This is a genomic window from Chitinilyticum litopenaei DSM 21440 (genome assembly GCF_000428145.1).
In the GTDB taxonomy this organism is placed as follows: Bacteria; Pseudomonadota; Gammaproteobacteria; order Burkholderiales; family Chitinibacteraceae; genus Chitinilyticum; species Chitinilyticum litopenaei.
On record NZ_ATZJ01000026.1, the window covers coordinates 22,403 to 45,923 of the forward strand.

Here is a 23,521-nt window from a genome sequence, read left to right on the forward strand (position 1 = left end):
CAGTGTTTGCTGATGTACCTCGGCCCGAGCTGGCGCTATGATTTGCGCCTGGCAAGAGGAGTATAGAAGGCTATGAAGCGCAGCAACCCCGGCATGTCCCCGCAGGATCAGCGCAGCGCTTTGCGCGTTCCGGTCAATTGCAAGGTCAAGCTGCGTTTTCCGGATCTGGGCATCTCGTATTATGGCGACTGCACCGATCTCAGTGTGCAGGGGCTGACGATACGCACCAGCTATGTACCGCGCCCGCAGGAAGAATTCGAAGTGTATGTCATGCCGCCGGCCGCGGGGGGCGCCAGTCGCCAGCCCATGGCAGCGCGCGTGCGTGTCATGCGCTGTCACGAGGTGCAGCGCGGTGCGCTTTATGAACTTGGTCTGGCCATTCTTGATGTGCTGCGCTGAGTCTGCGCAGCGCCTGCAGCGGGCGTGGTAAGCTAGCGCGCCCTGCGCTTAAGGCAGGGGTGAATCCACATTTGCCCGCCTCCCGTCATGACCGCCATTGCCCTTCGTATCGACGTCACCCATCTTGCCGGCCTGAATCGCGCCTTGCCCTTGCTGCTGGATCTGCTGCACGAGCTGGAGGCTGGAGCCAGCGTTTGCGTGGCGCTGGGTCGCGACTGCTCCGGGCGCGAGTGGTCGGCAAGCTGGCGTCAGCGGCGCATGCTGGGCTGGTCGGCGCTGGCATATGGCCGCTGCTGGCCTGCGCCCTTGCTGGCGCGCAAGGGACGCGATGTGCTGGCCAGGCTGGCCGCGTCGGGGCTGGAATGCGGTCTGATGCCGCCGTCGTCCGTGCGCTGGCGGCGACTGGTCAGGACGCGCTTCCTGCCCGAGTCCGCCATTCTGGCCGAGCTGGACGAGGCGCAGGCACTGTTCCAGCAGGCCTTCGGGCGTCAGGCCGAGCTGTTTGCCGCACCCGCCAATCACATGAACCGCACGGCTTACCGTCTGCTGCAGCGCAAGGGAATGGCCTGGGTCTCGGCCTGCCGTGGCGAGCAGCCCTTCTGGCCGGTGGCCGATGGCGAAGCGGTGCAGTGCATGGCCCTGCCGGTCAATCAGCCCGATTTTGCGCTGCTGGCCGGCTCAGCCAGTGAGCGCGAGCAGCTCTTGCGTGACAGCGCGCAGTGGCCGGAAGGCCGTTATGCCGTCATGCAGCTGGACGCCGAATCCTGCCTGCAGCCGTCCGCGCTGGCTGCGCTGCGGGAGTTGCTGACAGGCTGGCTGGCCAGTGGTCATCGCATCGTGGCGCTGGGGCAACTGGCCGAAGCGCTGGCCTTGCCGGCCTTGCCCCACCACGCGCTGGAGTGGGGCGCTGCTGGCGCGCACGACAGGCAGGGTCTGGCCTTCCCCTGATCCTGCCGTGCGGACAAGCGCGCAGGCAACAAAAAACCGCCGGATGCATTTCGGCGGTTTTTTATTTCCTGCATAGATACAGCGTCGGGTATCAGCCGTCAGCCGTTATGGTCAATATCAATTCACGCAATACCTCGGGCGCCTGCTCATTGCTGACCTGGCAGGTGCCGGCATTTTCATGGCCGCCGCCGCCGTATTTCAGCATCAGCTCGCCGATATTGGTTTGCGAGGAGCGGTTGAGGATGGATTTGCCGGTGGCAAACACGGTGTTCTGCTTCTGCACGCCCCACAGCACGTGGATGGAGATATTGCACTGCGGGAAGAGCGCATACACCATGAAGCGGTTGGTGGCGTAGATGGTTTCCTCCTCGCGCAGGTCCAGCACCACCAGATTGTCGTAGATGCGGCTGCAGCGCTGCAGCTGTTCCTTGGCCGCCGCCGAGTGCTCGAAGTAGAGTTCGACGCGCTCCTTCACGTCCGGCAGCGCCAGGATGTCGTCGATGCCGTGATTGCGGCAGTACTGGATCAGATCCATCATCAGCGCGTAATTGCTGATGCGGAATTCGCGGAAGCGCCCCAGCCCCGTGCGTGCATCCATCAGATAGTTCAGCAGCACCCAGCCTTCCGGGTTGAGGATTTCCTCGCGGCTGAAATTGGCCGAATCGCCCTTGTCCACGGCCTCCATCATCTCGGTGCTGATGTTCGGAAAGCGCTCGGCGCCGCCGTAATAGTCGTACACCACGCGCGCGGCCGACGGGGCTGCCGGGTCGATGATGTGGTTCTTGTTGTCCCCGGTATTGCGGATGGTTTCCGACAGGTGATGGTCAAAAGCCAGATGCGCGCCGGCCACGTAGGGCAGGTTGGTGGTGATGTCGCGCGCGGAGATCGCGATCTTGCCATCCTGCATGTCCTTCGGATGCACGAAGAGGATGTCGTCGATCAGTTCCAGCTCGTTCAGCAGTACCGCACACACCAGACCATCAAAATCGCTGCGCGTGACCAGACGGAATTTCTGTTCTGCCATTCTCAGGTTCTCCCTTGTTTGCAGGTATCGACTTACTTTTTAGAAGCTGCGCAGCCGGCTTGCCGGAAAAAATCAGGCAGGTCTGGCGGCCTTCACCACATTCATGGCGGTTGCCACCAGGCCGGCGACATCGCCGACATTCTGCGGCAGCAGCACGGTATTGCCTTCCTTGGCGATGTTGGCGAACGCCGCGACATACTGCTCGGCGACCTTCAGATTGATCGCCTCCAGCCCGCCCTGGTTGCCGATGGCGGCCGCAATGCGGGCGATGGCCTCGGCATTGGCCAGCGCCATCAGGCGGATCGCCTCGGCGTCGCCGGTCGCGCGGTTGATCGCCGCCTGCTTTTCGCCTTCGGATTCGTTGATGGCCGCCTGCATATCGCCCTGCGAGCGCTGGATCGCCGCCTCGCGCTGGCCGTTGGCCAGGTTGATCTGCTCTTGGCGCACGCCTTCCGATTGCGCGATGCGCGCGCGCTTCTCGCGCTCGGCGGTGATCTGTTGCTGCATGGCGTGCAGGATTTCCTTCGGCGGCGTCAGATCCTTGATTTCATAGCGCAGCACCTTCACGCCCCAGCTGGTGGCGGCTTCGTCCAGTGCCGAGACCACCGCGCGGTTGATCTCGTCGCGCTCTTCAAACGTCTTGTCCAGTTCCAGCTTGCCGACCACCGAGCGCAAGGTGGTCTGCGCCAGCTGGGTGATGGCCAGCACGTAGTCGCTGGTGCCGTACGACGCCTGCTCCGGGTTCATCACCTGGAAGTACAGAATGCCGTCCACCTGCAGCTGGGTGTTGTCACGCGTGATGCAGATCTGGCTGGGCACATCCAGCGGCACTTCCTTCAGGCTGTGCTTGTAGGCGATGCGGTCGATAAAGGGAATGACGATGTTCAGCCCCGGCTGCAGCACCGCATGAAAGCGACCCAGCCGCTCGACCACCCACGCATTTTGCTGCGGCACGATCTTGAAGGTCTTGGCGATGAAGATCACCACCAGCAGGAAAAGCGCAATCGGAAACGCGTACATCAGACACCTCCGTAATGGCCTTGGCAGGCCTTTCTATGGGTATATGGATGAAGCCAATGCTGTGAAATGGTTTGAGTGCTATGGGTTTGTGGGTATTTTCGGCTGTGCATGCCGGCTGACGGTGAAGTGCACGCCATTGCGGGCCACGATGTAATACTGCGCCACCGTGTCGTCACGCGACTCGCCTGCCGCCAGCACCGCATCCCACTGCGTGCCGCGATAATGGATGCGCGCATGCGTTTCATCGAGCCAGCTTTCGATCTGCACGCGCTCGCCGATGTCCTCGACGCGCTGGGCCTGCAGCGGAATCAGCCGGCTTTTCCAGCGGCGGATGACATACAGGCTGATCAGGCAGCCGATCGCGGCGACGATGAGCTGCAGCGCCAGATCGCCGCCCAGCCATGCCGCCAGCGCACCGGGCAGGATGCCCACGGCGAGCGCCAGCAGGTAGAACGTCCCCGTCGCCATTTCCAGACCGGCCAGCACCAGAGCGGTCACCAGCCACCAAGCCAGAACAGACATGCGCATCTCCTTCGTCGATCACCCGCGCGGCGCGCTTAACGCTTAGAGCCGCGAGGCGGCCGGATCGTTCCTGCCGCGCCGTCGGGCGGGTACACTGGCTACTGTAATCCAGCCGTCAGGGCTTGGGTAGTGTGGCGAGGCTGTGTGTTGGCGGGATGCGCCGCTTCCCCGCTTCGCGGTTTTTTTGATTCAGGGAAAATTCATGGGATTGATTTGCAGATTGTTTGTTGGTCTGGCGCTGGTTTTTCCGCCGATGACTGCGATGGGAAAAGTTCAGATTTGTGGTAATTCTGGCGGTGAAATTATGAAAGGTAATGAGCAGGTTGGGGTTTTTATTAATGAATGGATCGAGGCGATTATTCAGGGAGAGATTGTTGCAATCCTTGCACTGGATGAAGAGTTGTCCACTTCCTTGATTCGCACTAGTGACGAGTTGAAATCGCATTGCAATCGTCGGCGAGAAGGGAAGGAGATGCGGTATGTGTTTCAGGTGCAGGGGCGGCAGGTTTATCCCGAATCCGCCAAAGGAAGTGAAGTCAGCTTGCATATGATTAATGCCGATACGTCTGACTTTGCCGACATTTGCCAAAACAGAGGGGCTTTGAGTGAGGGGCTTGGCAAGAAAAGCCTTGCATTTTTCTCTGTGCTTGCTGATCAACGGGATGGAGCCAACCGTTTCAGGCGCCCCGACAAAAATGGCAAACCAATTCGTGAGTCCACGCACTTGATCGTGCTTGGTGATGAGGTGCGCAAATCCTTCCAGGGCGAACCGACCTGGTGGAATGCCGGAGGCGATTTGCAATGGAAGTTCCCGAATTATGGCGGTTGCTCAATGGAGGTTTTCAACTACTATCGGAAAAATATCGGTATCCGTTAGCCTGCTTGGCCGGCAATGATCGATTTGATCCAGCCGTAGGTACGGCAGCGCGAAATCGCAGCAGACTTTGCGCCGTGACATCCCGCAAGCACAGAAACAAAAAGGCGCACCACCCGGTGCGCCTTTTTGTTGTGCTGAATCCGCTTACGCGCTCAGCGTTTCCACGCCGCCCAGATAGGGGCGCAGCACCGTCGGCACGGTGATCGAGCCATCGGCGTTCTGGTAGTTTTCCAGTACGGCGACCAGCGTGCGGCCGACGGCGAGGCCGGAGCCGTTCAGCGTGTGCACCAGCTCGTTCTTGCCCGCTTCGTTCTTGAAGCGCGCCTGCATGCGGCGGGCCTGGAAAGCGCCCATGTTCGAGCAGCTGGAAATTTCGCGGTAGGTGTTCTGCGCCGGCAGCCACACTTCCAGGTCGTAGGTCATCTGGCTGGAGAAACCCATGTCGCCGGTGCACAGCAGTACCTTGCGATACGGCAGCTCCAGCAGCTGCAGGATGCGTTCGGCGTGGCCGGTGAGTTCTTCCAGCGCCTCGGCCGACTTTTCCGGATGGACAATCTGCACCAGTTCCACCTTGTCGAACTGGTGCTGGCGGATCATGCCGCGCACGTCACGGCCATAGGCGCCGGCCTCGGAGCGGAAACACGGGGTGTGCGCGGTGAACTTCAGCGGCAGCTCGTCCGCCTTCAGGATGGTGTCGCGCACGAAGTTGGTCACCGACACTTCGGCGGTCGGGATCAGGTACAGCGCGCTGTCGTTGTGCGGCACCTTGAAGAGATCTTCCTCGAACTTCGGCAGCTGGCCGGTGCCATGCATGCTGGCCGCGTTGACCAGATACGGCGTGTAGACCTCTTCGTAGCCGTGTTCATTGCTGTGCGTGTTCAGCATGAACTGCGCCAGTGCACGGTGCAGCCTGGCGATGTGGCTCTTCAGTACGGTAAAGCGTGCACCGGAGAGTTTTGCACCGGTTTCGAAATCCAGCCCCAGCGGTGCGCCCAGATCGACGTGATCCTTTACCTCGAAATCGAAGACGCGCGGCGTGCCCCAGCGCAGGATTTCCCGGTTCTCGCTTTCGTCCTTGCCGACCGGCACCGCATCCATCGGAACATTCGGGATGGCGGCCAGCAGCGCTTCCATCTTGCCCTGCAGATCAGAAAGTGCGGTTTCGCTGGCAGCGAGTTCACTTTTCAGGTTTTCCACCTGCGCCATGATGGGCGCCACATCTTCGCCCTTGGCCTTGGCCTGCCCGATGGACTTGGACACGCTGTTGCGCTGGGCCTGCAGTTCCTGGGTCTTGGTCTGCAGGGTTTTGCGCTCGGCTTCCAGCGCCGCGAAGGCGGCGGTGTCGAGGTCGAATTTGCGGGTCTTGAGACGGGCGGCAACGCCGTCGAGGTCATGGCGCAGTTGGTTGATGTCCAGCATGGCGGGCTCGGATGAATAAGCAAAAGGCAGATTCTACACCAAGCACAAAGGGGGCGCGCAGTCTGGCCGGGGGGGAGGGCAGGCTGCGCAATACGATTCGTGTTCAAGAGGGTGCTACTTGCTTTGGGCGTATCTTTCCGATTCAAGCTTCTAGCTCGCTCAGTAGTTTTTGTGCCTCTTCAACCTCGACCTCACACATATTTTTGCTACTGATGGCGAGTTTCAAATATTCGATTGTTCTTTCGTTTTCTTTAGGACTAACCAGATACAGTTTTGCTAACTCCAACGCACCGCTTCCATCTCCGGACTCAATGGCGCGCTCAAACCAATGTTTGGCTTTTCTGATGTCGCCTTTAATCCGGAATGAAATCCCTAAATTGACGAGTGCGGAAATCTCCCCGCCTTCTACAGCTTTAAGTTCCCACTCAATAGCTTTGTCATAATCGCAATTGACACCTTCTCCGCATGTATACATTACTGCTACACGCAGCATACAAGATGTGTCCCCCTCCATTGCAGCCTGCATGAAGGCTGCGAATGCACCAGCGAAATCCCCCTTCTCGTAGAGCTCATCGCCTTTCAGGAATAGTTCGTCAGTTTGCATGTTGAGTCACCAAATATGTTGCAATCAACCAGTTTGCAGCAGTGTCGCCGATAGTACTTTATAGAGTTCGCACAGCTCCGCTGCCTCCGGCGGATTGGCGCCGGCCCTGGTGCATGCCAGGCTGCCGGCGGCAACGGCGTGGCGCAGGTGGGTGGCACCGTCGGCTTGCGGGTGCTGCATCAGGCTCCAGATCAGCCCGCCCATGCTGGCGTCGCCCGCGCCGACGGTATCGACAACCTTCATCTGCGGCGGCGTCTGCTGCCAGTGTGCGTCACCGTGATAGAGGCTCGCGCCGGCTGCGCCGCGCGTATAGAGATACAGCGCCTGCGGATTCCAGCTGCGCAGTGTGGCAAAGGCCGCCGCTTCGTCGTCCGTTCTGAACAGCCCGCGCAGGTCTTCGTCGGACACCTTGATCACGTCGGCAAGCTGCGCCATTTCCCGCAGCACCGGGTCGTAGTCCTCGTTCATCAGCACGCGGAAATTCGGGTCGAAGCTGATTTTCGCGCCGATTGCGCGCGCGTCGCGCGCGAGCTGCAGCAAGGTGTTTGCCAGTCTGGGGCGGGCCAGACTGATGCCGCCAAAATGCAGCCAGATGTCCCGGCTCAGCCAGCCGGCGGGTAGCTGCGCCGGGTCGAAGTGCAGGTCGGCGCTGTCGTCACCGACGAAAAAGTAGGCCGGCGGATTGGTCTGGTGCACGACGGCGAGCAGTGGCGAGTGCGCGTTCTGCTGCAGAAAGCGCAGATCAAGCCCCGCCGCGCGGCTCGCCTCCACCAGTTCATCACCAAAGCAATCGCGGCTGACCGCGCCGGCAAAGGCGCTGGGGATGCCGAGTTTCGCCATCACGCGGGCGACGTTCCAGGTCGCGCCGCCGACCTTGGCGTGCCAGGCGTCGCCGTCGCCACGGATCAGGTCGGTGAGCGCCTCGCCGGCGGCAATGAAGCGGGGGAAGGTCGTGCTTGTATTCATGTTCTGGGACTCCGCTGGCTGGTCATGAGCCTGACCCAGGCTTCGAGTTCATGTGCATGGCTGTCAGTGCTGAATGACTTGCTTCGTGAACCGTTTGCATCCTGATAAGTAACCCAGACAATCTGTTCTTCGATGATCTTTTTCAGGCAATAACCATCACGCAGAATGCTGTGCGAGTCATTCAGCCAGGAGCGAATTTCTTCATCGCTTTCGCATTCGATGGCGGCAGCAAGGACGGGGAGGAGTGTCTTCAAGTTGCTTTTCTGAATGACTTGCGCCGCAGTGGCGCGAATCGTTTTGCTTGTATCGCGCAATGCGTTGGCGTAAATCTGCTCGTGCAAGGGGCCGGGAGCAAGAAATTGCAAAGCCATCAAGGCTTTGCTGCGCATCGCCTGCTTTTTACTGGTGGCCATCTCCGCAATCGCCTCTTGTGCGGATGGAAATGCGTTTGCCAGTTTTCCCAGCATTTCGACCACATTCTCAGCCAGTATGCTTTTCGGGCTGGCGGCGTACGTGAGCAGTGTGGCCAACTCGGAGTTATCAAGCTGGCCATTTTGCAGGGCGCTGAGCGTAATGTCGGCCGCTTCGCGAAATGGTGCTACCAAGTCCGGATAACGGGGGGCCAGATAGGTGTTGATCCAGTTTTCAGGAATTTTGTACTTGACTGTGCTCATCCAGTCTTGACTCCGAGTTTTGTGTTTGGGGAGGGCCGAAATCAATCGGCTACTTAACGGACAGCTCCCTCACAAGGCATTCAGCGCTTCGTAACACGCTCCCATCGTGTGGTAATCGACCTTGCCGGCGGGGCTTTTCTCGTCGCTGTATTTGCTGTTGTCCGACCGCAGGATACGCCACCAGCCGCCGTGCTGGTGATCGACGAAGTGTTCCCATGAATACGCCCACAGCCGCTGGTAGTCATGCCAGTATTCCGGTTTCCCGGTGCGTTTGGCGAGCAGCGCGGCGGCGGCGAGGCTTTCCGCCTGCACCCAGAAATACTTGTCGCTGTCGCAGATTTCATCCTGTGGGCCGAAGCCGTAATACAGGCCACCATGCTCGGCATCCCAGGCTTTCTGCAGCGCGGTGGTGAACAATTCTTCCGCGCGCGGCAACAGCCAGGGTAGCGGGCGGTGGCGCTCCAGAATCAGCAGCAGCTTCGCCCACTCGGCCAGATGGCCGGGCTGGTAGCCCCAGGGGCGGAAAATGTTGGTCTTGTCGTCGCGGTTGTAATCCCAGTCCACCGACCAGTCGCGGTGGTAGTGTTCCCACATCATGCCGTTCGCCAGCGCGGCCTGGCGGTTGGCGATGTTGTTCGCCAGCAGCTCGGCACGGTCGAGGTATTTCACGTCGCCGGTGGCTTTAAAGGCCGTGAGCATTGCTTCGCAGGCGTGCATGTTCGCATTCTGGCCGCGGTAGGGTTTGAGCTGCCAGTCTGCGGTGGCTTCGTCGGCATACAGGCCGTAATCCGGTTCCCAGAAATGCGCTTCCATCAGCAGCCAGGTTTCTTCCAGCCAGGCTTTGGCTTCCGGCACGCCGGCCATCACGCCATGCGCGTAGGCCAGCACCACGAAGGCCAGCCCGTAGCAGTGGTTGGTCACGTCATCGACGGTTTTCACGCCGTCCTGCCATTGCAGTTGCCAGGCATAGCCGCCGGTAGCCGGGTCGCGGTGCACGCGGCGCAGGAAGTCCAGCCCGTGCTTCACACCGGCCAGATACTCGTCACCGCCGAAGTGCCTGTACGCCATCGCATAGTTGAAAACAAAGCGCGTGCTGCTGACCAGATGGCGGGTGTGTGCGTCGTACACCGTGCCGTCATCCTTGAAGAAGTGGTAGAAGCCGCCGCTTTCGTCAATCGCACGCGGATGGTAGAAGGCCATCGTGTGGCGCACGTGGGCCAGCAGGGTTTGCGGATTGCGGAAATCAGGCAGGTGCATGGGGGTCTCCTTGGCAATGGGGGCCGGTGCTGGATCGCAGCAACAGCCGGACAGGATGCAGGGTTTCGGATGCGGGGAGGTGCTCGGCTGCGGCCAGCAGCGCCGCGACACCGGCTGCGCCCAGCGCGGCCTTGTCCACCTGCACGGTGGACAGCCCGGCCGGGGCTGCGGCCGGAATGTCGTCAAAGCCGGCAATGGCGATGTCTTCCGGCACGCGCAGGCCGCGCTGCCGGCAAGCGGCCAGCAAGATCAGCGCGCAGGCGTCGTTGAAGGCGACGATGGCATCGGGCCGCTCCGGCAGTGCCAGCAGCTCGGCCAGCGCGGTTTCCGTGCCGCGCGCCAGCTCCACCCCCGGGGCAATCAGCGCTTCCAGTGCCGGGTCGGCCAGTCGTCCGGCCGCAAACAGGGCCTGCCGGTAGCCGCGCTCGCGCAGGCGGATCGAGTGGTGCGCCAGCGAACCGGACAGAAAGGCGATGCGCTGCCGCCCCGCGCGGATCAGCGCGGCGGTCATCTGGCGTGCGCCTTCCTGGTTGTCCGGGTTCACGCCAGGCAGCCCCGGTGCGCTGGTGTCGATCAGCGCCAGCGGTTTGCCCAGCGCCTTGATTACTTCAAGAACATCCGGCTCGATAAAGCCGGCGCACAGGATGGCGTCGGGTTCCTGCTGCATGATCTGGCGACGTATCGAGCCAGAGGCGTTTGTGGTGAAAGGCTGCAGGGCAATACCCTGTTTGTCGCAGGCCGTCTGTGCGCCGGCGATAATGGCCGCGTAGAAGGGCGACGTCGCTGCCGTGGCGTGGGTGTGGTGCACCAGCAGCAGCACGCGGCGCAGCGGCTCTCGTTGCAGGCGTTCCCTGTCGTAACCCAGTGCTGCGGCCAGCGCGATGACTTTCTGCCGCGTCGCCTCCGACACGCCGCCCTGATGCTTGAGCGCGCGCGAGGCGGTGCCGACCGACACGCCGGCGGCATCGGCAAGTTCGCGCAGGCTGATGCTCATACACCCTCCCGCGCATAGTGTTCGCTGAGCAGCGCCGGCTGCTCCTGCGCCACCTTCAGCACCAGCTCGCCAAACAGCGTATTCGCCCAGGCAAACCAGGCGCGGGTGAAATCAGAGGGATCGTCCGGCATGAAGGATTCATGCATCAGCCCGCTGCCGCCATCGCTGTTGACCAGCATCGTGAGGCACTCGCGAATTTCGCCGGCGTCGCGGCTGGTCAGCGCGCGCAGGATGATGCTCATCGGCCAGATGCGCGGAACCAGTGTGTGCGGGCTGCCGATGCCGCTGATGCGCCCGTCGCTGCTGCGGAAGTGCCAGGGGTTCGAACCGGAGAGCGCAAAACGGCGGGTATTGGCGTAGACCTCATCATCCTCAGTGCATGCACCCAGATACGGTAGCGAAAGCAGACTCGGCACATTCGCGTCATCCATCAGCAGCGCATTGCCAAAGCCGTCGACCTCGTAGGCCCAGATGCGGCCGTATTCCGGGTGGATGACGATGGCGTGTTCATGCAGAGCCGCATCCACCTCGTCGGCCAGTGCGCGGCTGCGGGCGGCCAGCGGGTGGCCGGGATAATGCTGGTCGAGCAAGTCGGCCAGCTGGTGCAGGCTGACGACGGCAAAGTGGTTGGATGGCACCAGGAACGGAAACACGCAGGCATCATCCGAAGGCCGGAACATCGACGCGATCAGGCCAACGGGCTTCAGCGGGTTGCCCCAGCCATTGCACGGCAGCGTGTCCGATTGCCAGTGCGTGGTGCGCGCAAAGCGGTATGGGCCGGGGCCGGCCTTGCGCTGCTGGGCAATCATTGTGGCTACCGCCAGCTCCATCGCGGCCAGCCAGTCCTGATCGAAAACATCCGCATCGAACACGCCCGCATTGAATACGTCAGAGTCGCGTGTTGCCTGCCAGTAGCCGTGCGCGAGGCGGATGGCGTAGCACAGCGAATCCAGCTCCCACTTGCGCTCGTGTAGTTCGGGCTTCATCTCGGTGTGGTCCGTCTTCCACTCGCTGTCACCGGGGCCGTCGTTGAAGGCGTTGGCATACGGGTCGATCAGGATGCAGTGCGTCTGCCGGCGCACGAGGCCAGCGATCATGCGTGCGAGTGCCGCGTCATCTGCCGCCAGCGGCAGGTAGGGCCACACCTGCGCGGTGCTGTCGCGCAACCACAGCGCGTGGATGTCGCCGGTAATCACAAAGGTATCCGGCCGGCCTTGTTCGTCGTCGCGGTGGAAGACGGTGGTGTCGAGCGTGTTCGGGTAGCAGTTGGCAAACAGCGCCCGCAGCTTCGCATCCGTGATGCGTGCAGACACCGTGGCAATGGTCGCCTCGACGGCGATGGACTGGAAGCGCGGGGTGGCGGGGCGGTGGTTCACTTGCTTGTTCCTCTTCGACTCTTGTTCGGCGGCAGGAGGGCTGGCCGGCGGTAGGATGGGTTGAGCGCAGCGATACCCATCACAAGCCATTCCGATGGGTATCGCCCTTGACGGGCTCAACCCATCCTACGGTTTACATACCCTTCATCTTGCCTTGCCTTTCTCTGCGTCTCTGCGTTGAAAGGGTTTCTCTGTGTTTCTGTGGTGAACCGGTCTTACAGCCGGGTGACCGGATGATCGCGCAGGCTGGCGACGATGCTTCCGCTGGCGTCGGTCAGCCACAGCTGCGCACGGCCGGCGGCGAGCTGCGTTTGATAGTGCCGGCCACTGCGCGGGTCGCTGAACTGCAGCAGCTGGTCGCGGCTGGTTTCGCTGATCGCGATCCACAGCGTGTGGCCGGCGAAATGCTGCGCGTGCAGGAAGACGCCCATCGGCGCTTCGCCCTGCCAGATGAAGTCGGCGGTGAGATTGGCGGCATGCAGCGCTTCACGGTACAGCGTGTTCAAGGCTGCAGGATTGGCATTCAGCTCCAGCGGCAGCGGGTGCCACAGAATCTGGCCACGACGTCCTTGGCCGAAGGGGATGCGCTGCAACAGCGCCGTTTCGCCATCGGCTGCGATGCCCGTTTCGATGCGGGCAATCGCTTCGCCGGCAAAGGTGGCGCGCAATGTTTTACCGGCGATATCGCACGGTTCTTCGCGGCTGAGGTTGCGGATGCTGGCTTGGTCAAACGGCGCGCGCGCGGTGGCATTGAAATATCGGTCAAGCGTCGCCGGGCCGGTCAGCAGCAGCGTCACCGGATGTGCATCGAGCAGCGCGGCAATTTGCGCCCAGCAGCCGTCGTCCAGATTGAACGGGCAGGGCAGGAGCAGCAGTTGCGGCGGTGCGCTCATCAGGCAAGAGAGATCGTGATCGGAAACTGCTTGTAGATTGACGCCCAGCTCGAAGCCAAACTGGCGTACCAGCGCTTGCGTTGCATCCAGGGTGGTACGGCGGTTGCTGTAGTCATTGGTGAACGGGTATACAACGGCGGCCTTTGGCAGTTCACGGTTCTGGAGCAATACCCTGACCTTGCCAAAGAAATCGCCAAAGGCGGCGGTGATCTCGGCCTCGGGTTTCTGCGAGCCGTCGGAGCGGCAGGCGCCGATGTGCGACTCGTTGATATTGTCCATGTGATAGTTGATGTTCCAGATCCAGTGCACCGCGCCGGCGTTGCCATAGGCGTAGGAGTACGCGTATTTGCGCTCCAGCAACTGCATCAGCTCGACTTCACCGCGGCGCGAGCGGCCATTCGGGCGCTCGACGTGCATGATGCCGGTCTCCTGCACCAGATTCGGCTTGTGCGGCGTCTTGCTGAACAGGCTGTCCCAGCCCAGCGCGTCGTTCAGCCACCAGCTGTGCACGGTGGTGTAATCGACCGCATCGGCATAAAAGAACGCATGCGGGCGTTGCTGGCCAAGCGCCTCGTCCTGGCCCACGCAGACCAGCACATCGGGAACCAGCTCGCGGATACTGGCGGCCAGATCGGCGGCCCAGTCGCGGTGTGCGCTTTGCGTGAACAGCGCGTAATCGAGCCAGAGGCCGTGCTGCTTCGGGGCGATTTCGGTGGTGTTGAAGCCGATTTTCTCCGGCTGCGGCGGGCGGATGGCGGAAAAGTCCGGCAGTTTGGCCGGGCTCATGTCCCAGGCGGCCTGCCAGTGCGCAATGTCCGGATTGCGCGCGCGCAGCCAGTCGCGGAAGGCCTGGTTTTCGTGCTTGTCGTGCAGCGTGCGCGGGCCGACAAAAATGCGCTCGGGGTCAAACAGCGACGGCTCGTTGATCAGATCCCAGTGCACGCGTTTGGTATCGGTGTGGCGCGCCACCACGCTGCGGATGAAGCGCTTCTGCGCAGCACGGCTGCGCGGATCGAGGTAAGGGTTGCTGCCTTCCCAGGCCTCCGGCGTGAAGGCGAAGAAGGTGAAGCAGCACTCCAGGTCATGGCTGGCGCAGGTAAGGATAAAGGCGTCGATTGCGCGCAGCAGCGCCTCGCTGGCATGGCCGTCGACAAACATCAGCTGCCGCCAGGCACTCCAGATGCCGGTGCGCAGGTAATTGACGCCCATGCCAGCCAGCGTGGCCATATCGGCATCCCACACCGCCACATTGGGCAGCTGCAGGAATTTGCGGTGCACATCACTCGCCATATAGGTCATGCCGACCACCGGCATCACCTGGCCATCGCGCTCGAAATAATCGCGCCCGGCCTTCAGTCGCGTGCCGCGCGCCAGCAGCTCGGCGTCACGCCCCCAGAAGCCCTGTTCCAGTTTGATGACTTCCCCGGCGTCGCTGGTGAGTGTTGCACTGATTGCATAGCGGCCGGCCCGGATCGGGTAGGGCAGGGTAAAGCGTTTCGAGATCGGGCCATCCTGCAGGGTATCGAGCTGCAGCTCTCGTTCATCAAGGGCTTCAAGGCCATACGTGGTGGTGATCCGAGCTGTCCAGCGCTGGCCGCGGGTGGTGCCGAGCGCCTCGCCCTGCAGCGTCAGCGTGGCAACTTCGCCGGGCTCGTAGCAGGCAAAATCGGGCTTCAGCCACCACTCGGTCACGCCATGCGCGGCGTACTTGGTCAGGGTATCGAGCATGGCCATGCCGCCGTTCTGCCAGAAGGCCGCAGTCGGCTCGACATTCACGAACATCTGCCGCGATCCGGCCATGGCACCGCGCAGGCGCTCGATCATCACCACCGGGCTGGCAATCGCATGGCCTTGCGCATTGACGGCGCTGGCCAGCGGCACAATCCGCGCATCCATCGGCCCGGCCGAGCCGGAATCCAGCGGCTGATCCTTATCCTTGGTCGGCATCAGCACGAAACCGTCGGTCGCGGCTTGCGCCGACAGGCAGGCCAGCTGGCCATCCAGCCAGGGATGCAGGGCGGATGATTTCAGCTGTGTTGCCGCGCCGCAATCGACATGCTGGATTTCGTGAATGTCGAGTTCGCGAAACAGCGCGGCCTGCGCCGTGGTCTGCCCATGCTCATCAACCGGCAGCCCGAATGGCGTGCGCCCGAGGCTGACAAGGTTGCCGCCTTGCGCCAGAAACTGCTTCAGTGCCGGCCAGGCGGCGCGGGGAAAAGCGCTGCCGTAAAGGTGCACATACACGCTGCCGGCTTTGGCCTGAGTCAGTGCTGTGGCCAGCTGCCTGGCATTCAGGGCTTGCCACTGGTCTGGCAGTGTGTCGGGCAGTGGATGCGGAGCAGGGAAGGCCGGGTCGAGCAGAGCGTAGATGGTCATGGCAGCAGTCCGTGGAAGTGGTGTTTAGTAAATTATTAAAATCACTAAACGATTGCTGCATTGTGGACCGGGGCTGCGGCGACTTCAAGTCGTGTGGTGCGAATAGCAAGCCGTGAAAAATAACAACCCCGCACAGGGCGGGGTCGGGAACTCAGGATTTGCCGTTTTCATTGCGCCAGAGGGCGTCCAGCTCGGACAGGTGCCGCAGTTTCTCGGCGATTTTCCCTTCCAGTCCGCGCGGGGTCGGCTCGTAAAAACGTGTGCCTTCAAGTCCTTCGGGCAGGTAGGTTTCGCCGGCGGCATAGGCTTCCGGCTCGTCGTGCGCGTAGCGGTAAAGTTTGCCATAGCCGAGTTCCTTCATCAGCCGCGTTGGCGCATTGCGCAGGTGCTCGGGCACCGGGCGCGATTTGTCCTTGCCGACCAGTGCCATGGCCTGCTTGTGCGCCATGTAGCCGGCATTGGATTTGGGGGCGACGGCCAGATAGATCACCGCCTGCGCCAGCGCCAGCTCGCCCTCGGGACTGCCCAGACGCTCATAGGTGGTCGCCGCGTCGTTGCAGAGCTGCATCGCGCGCGGATCGGCCAGGCCGATGTCTTCCCAGGCCATGCGCACGATGCGGCGCGCGAGATAGCGCGCGTCAGCCCCGCCGTCGATCATGCGGCAAAACCAGTACAGCGCGGCATCGGGGTTTGAGCCGCGCACCGATTTGTGCAGCGCGGAGATCTGGTCGTAGAAATTGTCGCCGCCCTTGTCGAAGCGACGGTTGTTCAGCGACAGCGCCTCATTGAGAAATGCCGCATCGAGCTCGTTGCGGCTGCTGGCCCGGGCGGCATTGGCGGCCTGCTCGACCAGATTGAGCAGCCGGCGTGCGTCGCCGTCGGCCAGACCGATCAGTGAGGCGATGCCGTCGTCGGTGAAGGCCAGCTCCGGATGGTGGCGCTCGAGCGCGCGTGCGACCAGCAGGCCGAGCGAGGCATCGTCCAGTGCCTTCAGCACATAGACCTGCGCGCGTGACAGCAGCGCGGCGTTGACTTCGAAGGAGGGGTTCTCGGTAGTGGCGCCGATGAAGGTGACCAGCCCGGATTCGACGTAGGGCAGGAAGGCATCCTGCTGGGCCTTGTTGAAACGGTGTACTTCGTCGACAAACAGCATGGTGCGCAAACCGCGCTGGCGATTCATCTCCGCCTCGTCCATCGCGGCGCGGATATCCTTTACGCCGGAAAACACGGCGGACAGGGCCAGCATTTCGCAGCCAAAGGCGCGCGCCAGCAGGCGCGCCAGTGTGGTTTTGCCTACGCCGGGCGGCCCCCACAGCAGCATGGAGTGCGGCTGGCCGGCTGCCAGCGCCAGCGCCAGCGGCTTGCCGCTGCCGAGCAGGTGATCCTGGCCGACCACGTCGCCAATGACCTGCGGGCGCAGCAGTTCGGCCAGGGGCTGATGTGCGGGCGGTGTGCTGCTGAAGAGGTCTTTACTCACGGATCACGTCGGCGCCAGCCGGGATGGTGAAATTGAAGATGTCGACGGCAAGTTTGGGGTTGCGCTCAAGCTTGTCGAAGCTGATGCGGGTGGTCTGGTTGAAGTGGTCATCCAGCTCCATCGCCTTGACGCCAGCCTTGTCGAGTCCGATGCGGGCACGCTCGAAGCTCTGGTCTGGCTGCTTCGGGGTCAGCTCGACCCACTGCAGCTGGTCTTTCTCTGGCAGCTCTTTCAGCGTGTAGCGGCTGGCCAGATCGGCCTGGCCGGCGAGCAGTGCGGCCGGGCTTGCATCAAGCAGCTTGCCTTGCGGTTTGATCGTGACCTGCATGAGGTCGGCGTCGTACAGCGTGACCTGCTTGCCGTCGCCAAGCAGCAGCTGCTGGTAGGGCTTGAGGTATTCCCAGCGGAACTTGCCCGGCTTGGCGATGACGAGAGTGCCGCTGGAGCGCTGGACCTTGCCGGAGCGCTGGGTGACGACTTGCTGGAATTCGCCGCGCAGCGACTGGGTATCAGTCAGGTAGCGCTGCAGATCGGCGCTGGGGCCGGCATGAGCGATGGTGCTGATCAGGGCCAGACCTAATCCGCAGAGGGTGGCAAGAGTGGTATGTCGCATGGGCATTGCCTGGATTGTCGCGATTGGATGGGCTTCGACCGGATGGGGGCGGATTGATTCCGCTGAAACAGCAATGAAAAAGGCCCCGCAGGGCGGGGCCTTTCCAGCAAGGGACAGAATTACTTCTGCTCAACGATTTCCTGAGTGCCCTTCACTTCGATTTCAACGCGACGGTCAGCTTGCAGGCATTCGATCAGCTTGGCGCGAGCCTTGATCTTGTTGCAAGTGTCGCCGGTTACCGGCTGGCTTTCGCCGCGGCCTTCAACGGTCATCTTGTCGGCCGGTGCACCCTTGGCGATCAGATAATCGCGAACGGTGTTGGCGCGACGCTCGGACAGAGCCTGGTTGTACTTGTCGGAACCCAGACGGTCGGTGTGACCTACGACGATGGCGGAGCCATCCTTGGTGCCGGCCATGCCCTTGATCTCTTCAACCAGCTTGTCCAGGGCGTCCTTGCCTTCCGGCTTCAGGGTGGCCTTGTTGAAGTCGAACAGCACGTCGGACTTCAGTACGAACTTCTTGGTGGTTACAACCGGCTGCGGAGCCGGTGCCGGAGCCGGAGCCGGCTTGGTTTCAACCGGCTTGGCTGCTACCGGCTCAACCCAGCCCGGGCAACCCTTGACTACCTTGGCAGCGCTCCAGGAGCCGGTTTGCCAGCATTCGCCCTTGCCGTTCTTTACCACGCCTTCCGGATTTTCGGCGTTAACGTTGGTGCCGTTGGTAACGTATGCGTCGGTAGCAGCGGCAGCAGTGCCGGCAACGCCGAACGCAGCCACCAGAGCCAGGGTCGTGAGTGTTTGCTTCAACATGACTTTGTTCTCCGAGAGAGTTGATTTGTATTTCATGCACGTACTACGGAATACCGGTTTGCCGCTTTCTTTTCAAGCAACTGGCGGCTCTGACCGCACGTCCCAATATTCCACAGTTCCGATTTTAGGTCTGTTACATGATTTATGGCAAACGCAAGCTGCGTGAAAAATACGGAGTGCCCAGCAATAAACAGCCAGAACCTTAAGGCATGGTAAGATGCTAGGTTACTCAAGCAGCTTGCCTGCTTAAAGCATAGCAAGTTCAACGAACCAAGTCGCCCACCCATGTCCGAACACCTGTTTGCCAAAGAAACCCTGCCGGTCAGCCTCGAAGAGGAGATGCGTCGTTCTTACCTCGATTACGCAATGAGCGTCATCGTCGGTCGGGCGCTGCCGGATGTCCGTGACGGCCTCAAGCCCGTTCATCGGCGCATTCTGTTTGCCATGCATGAAAGCAACAATGTCTGGAATCGCCCCTATGTGAAATGCGCGCGGGTGATCGGCGATGTGCTGGGTAAGTATCACCCGCATGGCGACTATGCAGCCTACGAGGCGCTGGTGCGCATGGCGCAGGATTTCTCGCTGCGCTACACGCTGATCGACGGTCAGGGCAACTTTGGTTCCATCGACGGCGACAATGCGGCGGCCTATCGTTACACCGAGTGCCGGCTGGAAAAGGTGAGCAGCGAACTGCTGGCCGACATCGACAAGGAAACCGTCGATTTCACGCCAAACTACGACGAGAAGGAACTCGAGCCTACCGTCCTGCCGACCCGTATTCCCAACCTGCTGATCAACGGCTCGTCCGGCATCGCGGTGGGCATGGCGACCAATATTCCGCCGCACAATATCGGCGAGGTCATCAATGGCGCGCTGGCCTTGCTGGATAACCCGGAGCTGAGTGTCGACGAGCTGATCGACTTCATCCCGGCCCCCGATTTCCCCACCGCCGGCATTATTTACGGCATTCATGGCGTGCGCGAAGGCTACCGCACCGGCCGTGGCCGTGTGGTGATGCGCGCGCGGACACACTTTGAAGACTGCGGCAAGAATGGTGACCGCCAGGCCATCATCGTCGACGAGCTGCCTTATCAGGTGAACAAGGCGCGACTGCTCGAGCGCATGGCCGAACTGGTGCGCGAAAAATCGCTGGAAGGCATTTCGGAAATCCGCGACGAGTCGGACAAATCCGGCATGCGCGTGGTGATCGAGCTCAAGCGCAATGAAATGCCCGATGTGGTGCTGAACAATCTGTTCAAGCAGACCCAGCTGCAGGACAGCTTCGGCATCAATATGGTGGCGCTGGTTGATGGCCAGCCGCGTCTGCTGAATCTCAAGCAGGTGCTGGAAAGCTTCCTCAAGCACCGCCGCGAGGTTGTTACCCGCCGCACGGTGTTCGAACTCAGAAAGGCGCGCGAGCGCGGCCACATCCTCGAAGGTCTGGCCGTCGCGCTGTCCAATGTCGACGAAATCATCGCGCTGATCAAGGCCGCAGCCACGCCGCCGGAAGCCAAGACCGCCCTGATGGGGCGCGTATGGCGCTCGGAGCTGGTTGAAGACATGCTCTCGCGCACCGATATCGCCGCCTCGCGCCCCGATGATCTGGGGGCCGAATTTGGCCTCTCGGCCGATGGTTACCGTCTGTCGGAAGCCCAGGCGCAGGCGATCCTGGAATTGCGCCTGCAGCGCCTTACCGGTCTCGAGCAGGACAAGATCGTTGGCGAATACAAGGACATCATGGCGAAGATCATCGACCTGCTCGATATCCTCGCCAATCCCGCCCGCGTCACGCAGATCATTGCCGACGAACTGGCGGAAGTGAAGCTCAACTATGGCGACGCCCGCCGTTCGGAAATCGTGCTGCATGGCGACGACATCAGCATCGAAGACCTGATCACCCCGCAGGACATGGTGGTGACGCTGACGCATGGCGGCTACATGAAGGCCATGCCGACCGACGAATACCGCGCGCAAAAGCGTGGCGGGCGCGGCAAGCAGGCGGCGGCGACCAAGGACGATGATTTCATCGACCAGCTCTTCGTCGCCAACACCCACGATTACATCCTGTGCTTCTCCAGTCGCGGCCGCGTGTACTGGCTCAAGGTGTATGCGCTGCCGCAGGGTGGACGCGCCAGCCGTGGCAAGCCGATCAACAATCTGCTGCCGCTGGAAGATGGCGAGAAGATCAGCGCCATCCTGCCGGTGAAGGCCTTCACCGATCACGATGCGCCGGAGCTCGATGACGACGCCGAATTCGATGAAAAGGCCAATGGTCCGTTCATCTTCATGTGTACCGCCAACGGCACCGTGAAGAAGACGCCGCTGAAGGCCTTCTCGCGTCCGCGCACCGCCGGCATCATTGCGGTGAAGCTGGACGAGGGCGATCGTCTGGTGAGCGTGGCGATCACTTCTGGCAACGACCAGATCATGCTGTTCTCGGATGCCGGCAAGTCGGTGCGCTTCAACGAACATCCGGATGAAGGCGGCGTGCGCCCCATGGGCCGTACCGCCGGCGGCGTGCGCGGCATGAAGCTGGAAGACGGCCAGCAGGTCATTGCGCTGCTGGTGTCCACGTCGGAGACGCAGATGGTGCTGACCGCCAGCAATGGCGGCTATGGCAAGCGCACCACGGTAGCCGATTTCCGCCTCACCAGCCGTGGCACGCAGGGCGTGATCGCGATGGATCTGACGGAAAAAACCGGCTTCAAGCTGGTGGCGGCGAGCCTGGTGGAAGAAAGCGATGACGTCATGCTGATTACCACCGGTGGCGTGCTGATCCGTACCAAGGTGGCGGAAATCCGCGAGACCGGGCGTTCCGCGCAAGGCGTGCGCCTGATCAACCTGGACGAGGGCGAGTTCCTCTCCGGTCTGGAAAAGGTCTGCGAGCCGGAATCCGACGAAGATGGCAGTGCAGAGGCCGGTGATGCCGATGCGCTGGAGCCGACGGCCGAATAAGCCGGTCGGCATTGCCTACGGTAAATGGGGTATTGGCCTGTAGCCTAATCAGTGATTAAGTTGCAGGCCAATACCCCTTTTGTTTTCCTGATTGTGTCTTTCTTTCGGAAACCCTTTTTTCGTCATGCCCGCGAAGGCGGGCATCCAGAGCAAAGCTTGATTTCACACCCTCATCTGGACTCCCGCGTACGCGGGAATGACGATTCTGAAGCAGAGACATAATCAGGTTTGTTTTTGGAGGTAGCCATGTGGTTGCCGGTAAGCAGTCCGGAGTTTTTCGAGCGCGTCTCGCCGTGGTTCATGGCCATGCCGCATTGCCGCGCGCTGGGCCTGCAGCTGCGGGCCGCGTCGCGGGGCAGGGTCGTGCTGGCGCTGCCGTTTCGCGAGGCGCTGATCGGCAACCCGCTGACCCGCGTGCTGCATGGCGGGGTGGTGACCAGCCTGATCGATACCAGCAGCGCGGCGTCGATTTTTACCCTGCTGGATGCCGTCGAGTCGCTCGCCACGCTCGATCTGCGCATCGACTACCTGCGTCCGGCGCGTCCCGATGCGACGCTGTATTGCGAGGCCGAGTGCTACCGGCTGACCGACCATATTGCCTTCACGCGCGCCACGGCCTATCAGGACGAGCCGCAGCGTCCGGTTGCGCATGGCGTGGCGACGTTCGCGCGCACGCCGGTGCCGGCTGCAGTGGCGGGGGCGCTATGAGTCCGCACTGGCAGGTCAATTCGATCGCCGAGCTCGATCAGCTGCTGCAGGCGCGCATTCCCTACGCCGCGCTGCTGGGTATCCGTGCGCGGGCCGGGGAGGACGGCGAGCCACTGTTTCTGCTGCCATACCGGGAGGCGAATATCGGCAATGTGCAGCTGCCGGCGCTGCACGGCGGGGTGATCGGCGGCTTTCTGGAAAACGCGGCCGTGATGCACCTCCTGTGGGCGCGTGAAGCGTTCGAGTTGCCCAAGGTGGTGGATTTTTCCATCGACTACCTGCGCTCGGGCAAGCCCCTGGATACCTGGGCGCGTTGCGAGATCGTGCGCCAGGGCAAGCGCATCGCCAATGTGCTGATGAGCGCCTGGCAGGACGACCCGGCGCGGCCGATTGCCCAGGCGCGCGCACATTTTCTGCTCGCCTGAATGCCCCGAAAAACGGCACAATACGGGTAAGCCGCAACGTACCGGCTTGTGTTTTTTCTGCCCGTGGGATGCCCTTGATGACGACATACAATTTCAGCTCCGGCCCGGCCGTTTTGCCCCGTGACGTCTTGCTGCAGGTGCAGCAGGAACTGACCGACTGGCACGGTTCCGGCATGTCCGTGATGGAAATGAGCCATCGCGGACCGGAGTTCACCCAGATCATTGCTGAGGCCGAGGCCGATCTGCGCGCGGTGCTGGGCATTCCCGCCAATTACAAGGTGCTGTTCCTGCAGGGCGGCGCGCATTTCCAGTTCGGCATGATTCCGCTGAACCTCACCCGGCCCGGCGATACCGTCGATTACGTCAATACCGGCAGCTGGTCGAAAACCGCCATCAAGGAAGCGCAGCGCTACGCGAACGTGAACATCGTCGCCAGCAGCGAAGACCGCAACTTCAGCTATGTCCCCGACGAAGCGGGCTGGCAGCGCTCGGCCGATGCCAGATACCTGCACTACTGCTCGAACGAAACCATAGGCGGCGTCGAATTCCCCTTCATCCCGCAGTCCTCCTTTGCCGGCAAGGACATCCCGCTGATCTGCGACATGTCCTCGAACATCCTCTCGCAGCCGCTGGATGTCAGCCACTACGGCCTGATCTACGCCGGCGCGCAGAAGAACATCGGCCCGTCGGGAATGACCATCGCCATCATCCGTGATGACCTCATCGGCCACGCGCGTGCCGATGTGCCGACCATGCTCAATTACAAGACGCACGCCGACGCCGGTTCGCTCTACAACACGCCGCCGAGCTTCGCGATCTATGTCGCCGGCCTGGTGTTCAAGTGGCTGCAAAAGAACGGCGGCCTCGAAGCCATGGCCCGGCACAATGCCACCAAGGCCGCGCTGGTGTACGACGCCATCGACAACTCCGATGGCTTTTACCGCGCGCCGGTGTCGGGCGCGGCCCGCTCGCGCATGAATGTGCCGTTCTGGCTGAAGGACGCGGCGCTGGATGCCGACTTCCTCAAGGGCGCGGAAGCCGCCGGGCTGGTGCAGCTCAAGGGCCACCGCAGCGTCGGCGGCATGCGCGCCTCGATCTATAACGCGATGCCGCTGGAAGGCGTGCAGGCGCTGGTCGCCTACATGGCCGATTTCGCCCGCCGCCACGGCTAAAACCAGCTTTTAA

At 61.9% G+C, this 23,521-nt stretch carries 21 protein-coding genes; 7 read left to right on the forward strand and 14 right to left on the reverse strand.

The features are described from left to right. Window positions 1-93: 93 nt before the first annotated feature. Both C515_RS0111135 and C515_RS0111140 read left to right on the forward strand, forming a co-directional pair. Complete coding sequence (locus C515_RS0111135; RefSeq protein WP_158380813.1) at window positions 94-399, forward strand: PilZ domain-containing protein; 306 nt, start codon at window positions 94-96, stop codon at window positions 397-399. 87 nt (window positions 400-486) lie between these two features. Further along, on the forward strand, window positions 487-1,347 hold the full coding sequence (locus C515_RS0111140; RefSeq protein ID WP_028455598.1) for a polysaccharide deacetylase family protein: 861 nt from the start codon (window positions 487-489) through the stop codon (window positions 1,345-1,347). 91 nt (window positions 1,348-1,438) lie between these two features. Here C515_RS0111140 and C515_RS0111145 read toward each other — a convergent pair whose 3' ends face one another. The 3 genes from C515_RS0111145 to C515_RS0111155 form a co-directional block, all read right to left on the reverse strand. Further along, a complete protein-coding gene (locus C515_RS0111145; protein ID WP_028455599.1) occupies window positions 1,439-2,371 on the reverse strand; it encodes an exopolyphosphatase in 933 nt (310 codons plus the stop codon). 72 nt (window positions 2,372-2,443) lie between these two features. Continuing rightward, window positions 2,444-3,391 (reverse strand): SPFH domain-containing protein, encoded by a 948-nt coding sequence (locus tag C515_RS0111150; RefSeq protein WP_028455600.1) that lies wholly within the window; start codon window positions 3,389-3,391, stop codon window positions 2,444-2,446. A gap of 78 nt (window positions 3,392-3,469) precedes the next feature. After that, window positions 3,470-3,913 (reverse strand): NfeD family protein, encoded by a 444-nt coding sequence (locus tag C515_RS0111155; protein ID WP_028455601.1) that lies wholly within the window; start codon window positions 3,911-3,913, stop codon window positions 3,470-3,472. Window positions 3,914-4,115: 202 nt separating this feature from the next. On the opposite strand from C515_RS0111155, the gene C515_RS0111160 reads away from it, so the two are divergent. After that, window positions 4,116-4,790 (forward strand): hypothetical protein, encoded by a 675-nt coding sequence (locus tag C515_RS0111160; RefSeq protein ID WP_144290432.1) that lies wholly within the window; start codon window positions 4,116-4,118, stop codon window positions 4,788-4,790. Between the two features lie 144 nt (window positions 4,791-4,934). On the opposite strand, the gene serS is transcribed toward C515_RS0111160, so the two are convergent. The 11 genes from serS to C515_RS24795 all read right to left on the reverse strand — a co-directional run bounded on the left by serS (window position 4,935) and on the right by C515_RS24795 (window position 18,284). Next, window positions 4,935-6,209, reverse strand: coding sequence for a serine--tRNA ligase (gene serS, locus C515_RS0111165; protein WP_028455603.1), 1,275 nt, complete (start codon window positions 6,207-6,209; stop codon window positions 4,935-4,937). 142 nt (window positions 6,210-6,351) lie between these two features. Continuing rightward, on the reverse strand, window positions 6,352-6,813 hold the full coding sequence (locus tag C515_RS0111170) for a tetratricopeptide repeat protein (RefSeq protein ID WP_043649179.1): 462 nt from the start codon (window positions 6,811-6,813) through the stop codon (window positions 6,352-6,354). A 24-nt stretch (window positions 6,814-6,837) separates the two neighbouring features. Beyond that, window positions 6,838-7,779, reverse strand: coding sequence for a carbohydrate kinase family protein (locus tag C515_RS0111175; protein ID WP_028455605.1), 942 nt, complete (start codon window positions 7,777-7,779; stop codon window positions 6,838-6,840). Continuing rightward, entirely contained in the window at window positions 7,776-8,453 is a 678-nt protein-coding gene (locus tag C515_RS0111180) for a hypothetical protein (RefSeq protein ID WP_028455606.1), read from the reverse strand. The genes C515_RS0111175 and C515_RS0111180 overlap by 4 nt, the downstream gene beginning before the upstream one ends. 69 nt (window positions 8,454-8,522) lie before the next feature. Next, window positions 8,523-9,710, reverse strand: coding sequence for an AGE family epimerase/isomerase (locus C515_RS0111185; protein ID WP_028455607.1), 1,188 nt, complete (start codon window positions 9,708-9,710; stop codon window positions 8,523-8,525). Then, on the reverse strand, window positions 9,697-10,704 hold the full coding sequence (locus C515_RS20680; RefSeq protein WP_051304863.1) for a LacI family DNA-binding transcriptional regulator: 1,008 nt from the start codon (window positions 10,702-10,704) through the stop codon (window positions 9,697-9,699). Before C515_RS20680 ends, C515_RS0111185 begins: the two co-directional genes overlap by 14 nt. After that, window positions 10,701-12,080, reverse strand: a complete 1,380-nt coding sequence (locus C515_RS20685) for a glycoside hydrolase family 125 protein (protein WP_043649182.1) — start codon at window positions 12,078-12,080, stop codon at window positions 10,701-10,703. Before C515_RS20685 ends, C515_RS20680 begins: the two co-directional genes overlap by 4 nt. Before the next feature lie 215 nt (window positions 12,081-12,295). After that, a complete protein-coding gene (locus C515_RS20690) occupies window positions 12,296-15,349 on the reverse strand; it encodes a beta-galactosidase (protein WP_043649185.1) in 3,054 nt (1,017 codons plus the stop codon). 151 nt (window positions 15,350-15,500) lie between these two features. Continuing rightward, window positions 15,501-16,826 carry a replication-associated recombination protein A gene (locus C515_RS0111205; protein ID WP_028455608.1) on the reverse strand — a complete coding sequence of 442 codons (1,326 nt, stop codon included), beginning with the start codon at window positions 16,824-16,826 and terminating at the stop codon, window positions 15,501-15,503. Next, a complete protein-coding gene (gene lolA, locus C515_RS0111210; RefSeq protein WP_028455609.1) occupies window positions 16,819-17,439 on the reverse strand; it encodes an outer membrane lipoprotein periplasmic chaperone LolA in 621 nt (206 codons plus the stop codon). The genes C515_RS0111205 and lolA overlap by 8 nt, the downstream gene beginning before the upstream one ends. A 119-nt stretch (window positions 17,440-17,558) precedes the next feature. Continuing rightward, complete coding sequence (locus C515_RS24795; protein WP_028455610.1) at window positions 17,559-18,284, reverse strand: OmpA family protein; 726 nt, start codon at window positions 18,282-18,284, stop codon at window positions 17,559-17,561. A 249-nt stretch (window positions 18,285-18,533) separates the two neighbouring features. Between C515_RS24795 and gyrA the strand changes: the two genes are divergently transcribed. From gyrA to serC, 4 genes are all read left to right on the forward strand, one after another. Continuing rightward, on the forward strand, window positions 18,534-21,203 hold the full coding sequence (gene gyrA / locus C515_RS0111220; RefSeq protein ID WP_028455611.1) for a DNA gyrase subunit A: 2,670 nt from the start codon (window positions 18,534-18,536) through the stop codon (window positions 21,201-21,203). Window positions 21,204-21,449: 246 nt separating this feature from the next. Further along, complete coding sequence (locus C515_RS0111225; protein WP_028455612.1) at window positions 21,450-21,911, forward strand: PaaI family thioesterase; 462 nt, start codon at window positions 21,450-21,452, stop codon at window positions 21,909-21,911. Next, window positions 21,908-22,336, forward strand: a complete 429-nt coding sequence (locus tag C515_RS0111230; RefSeq protein ID WP_028455613.1) for a PaaI family thioesterase — start codon at window positions 21,908-21,910, stop codon at window positions 22,334-22,336. Before C515_RS0111225 ends, C515_RS0111230 begins: the two co-directional genes overlap by 4 nt. Before the next feature lie 74 nt (window positions 22,337-22,410). Next, entirely contained in the window at window positions 22,411-23,508 is a 1,098-nt protein-coding gene (serC, locus tag C515_RS0111235) for a 3-phosphoserine/phosphohydroxythreonine transaminase (protein ID WP_211234043.1), read from the forward strand. The last annotated feature ends 13 nt before the right edge of the window (window positions 23,509-23,521 follow it).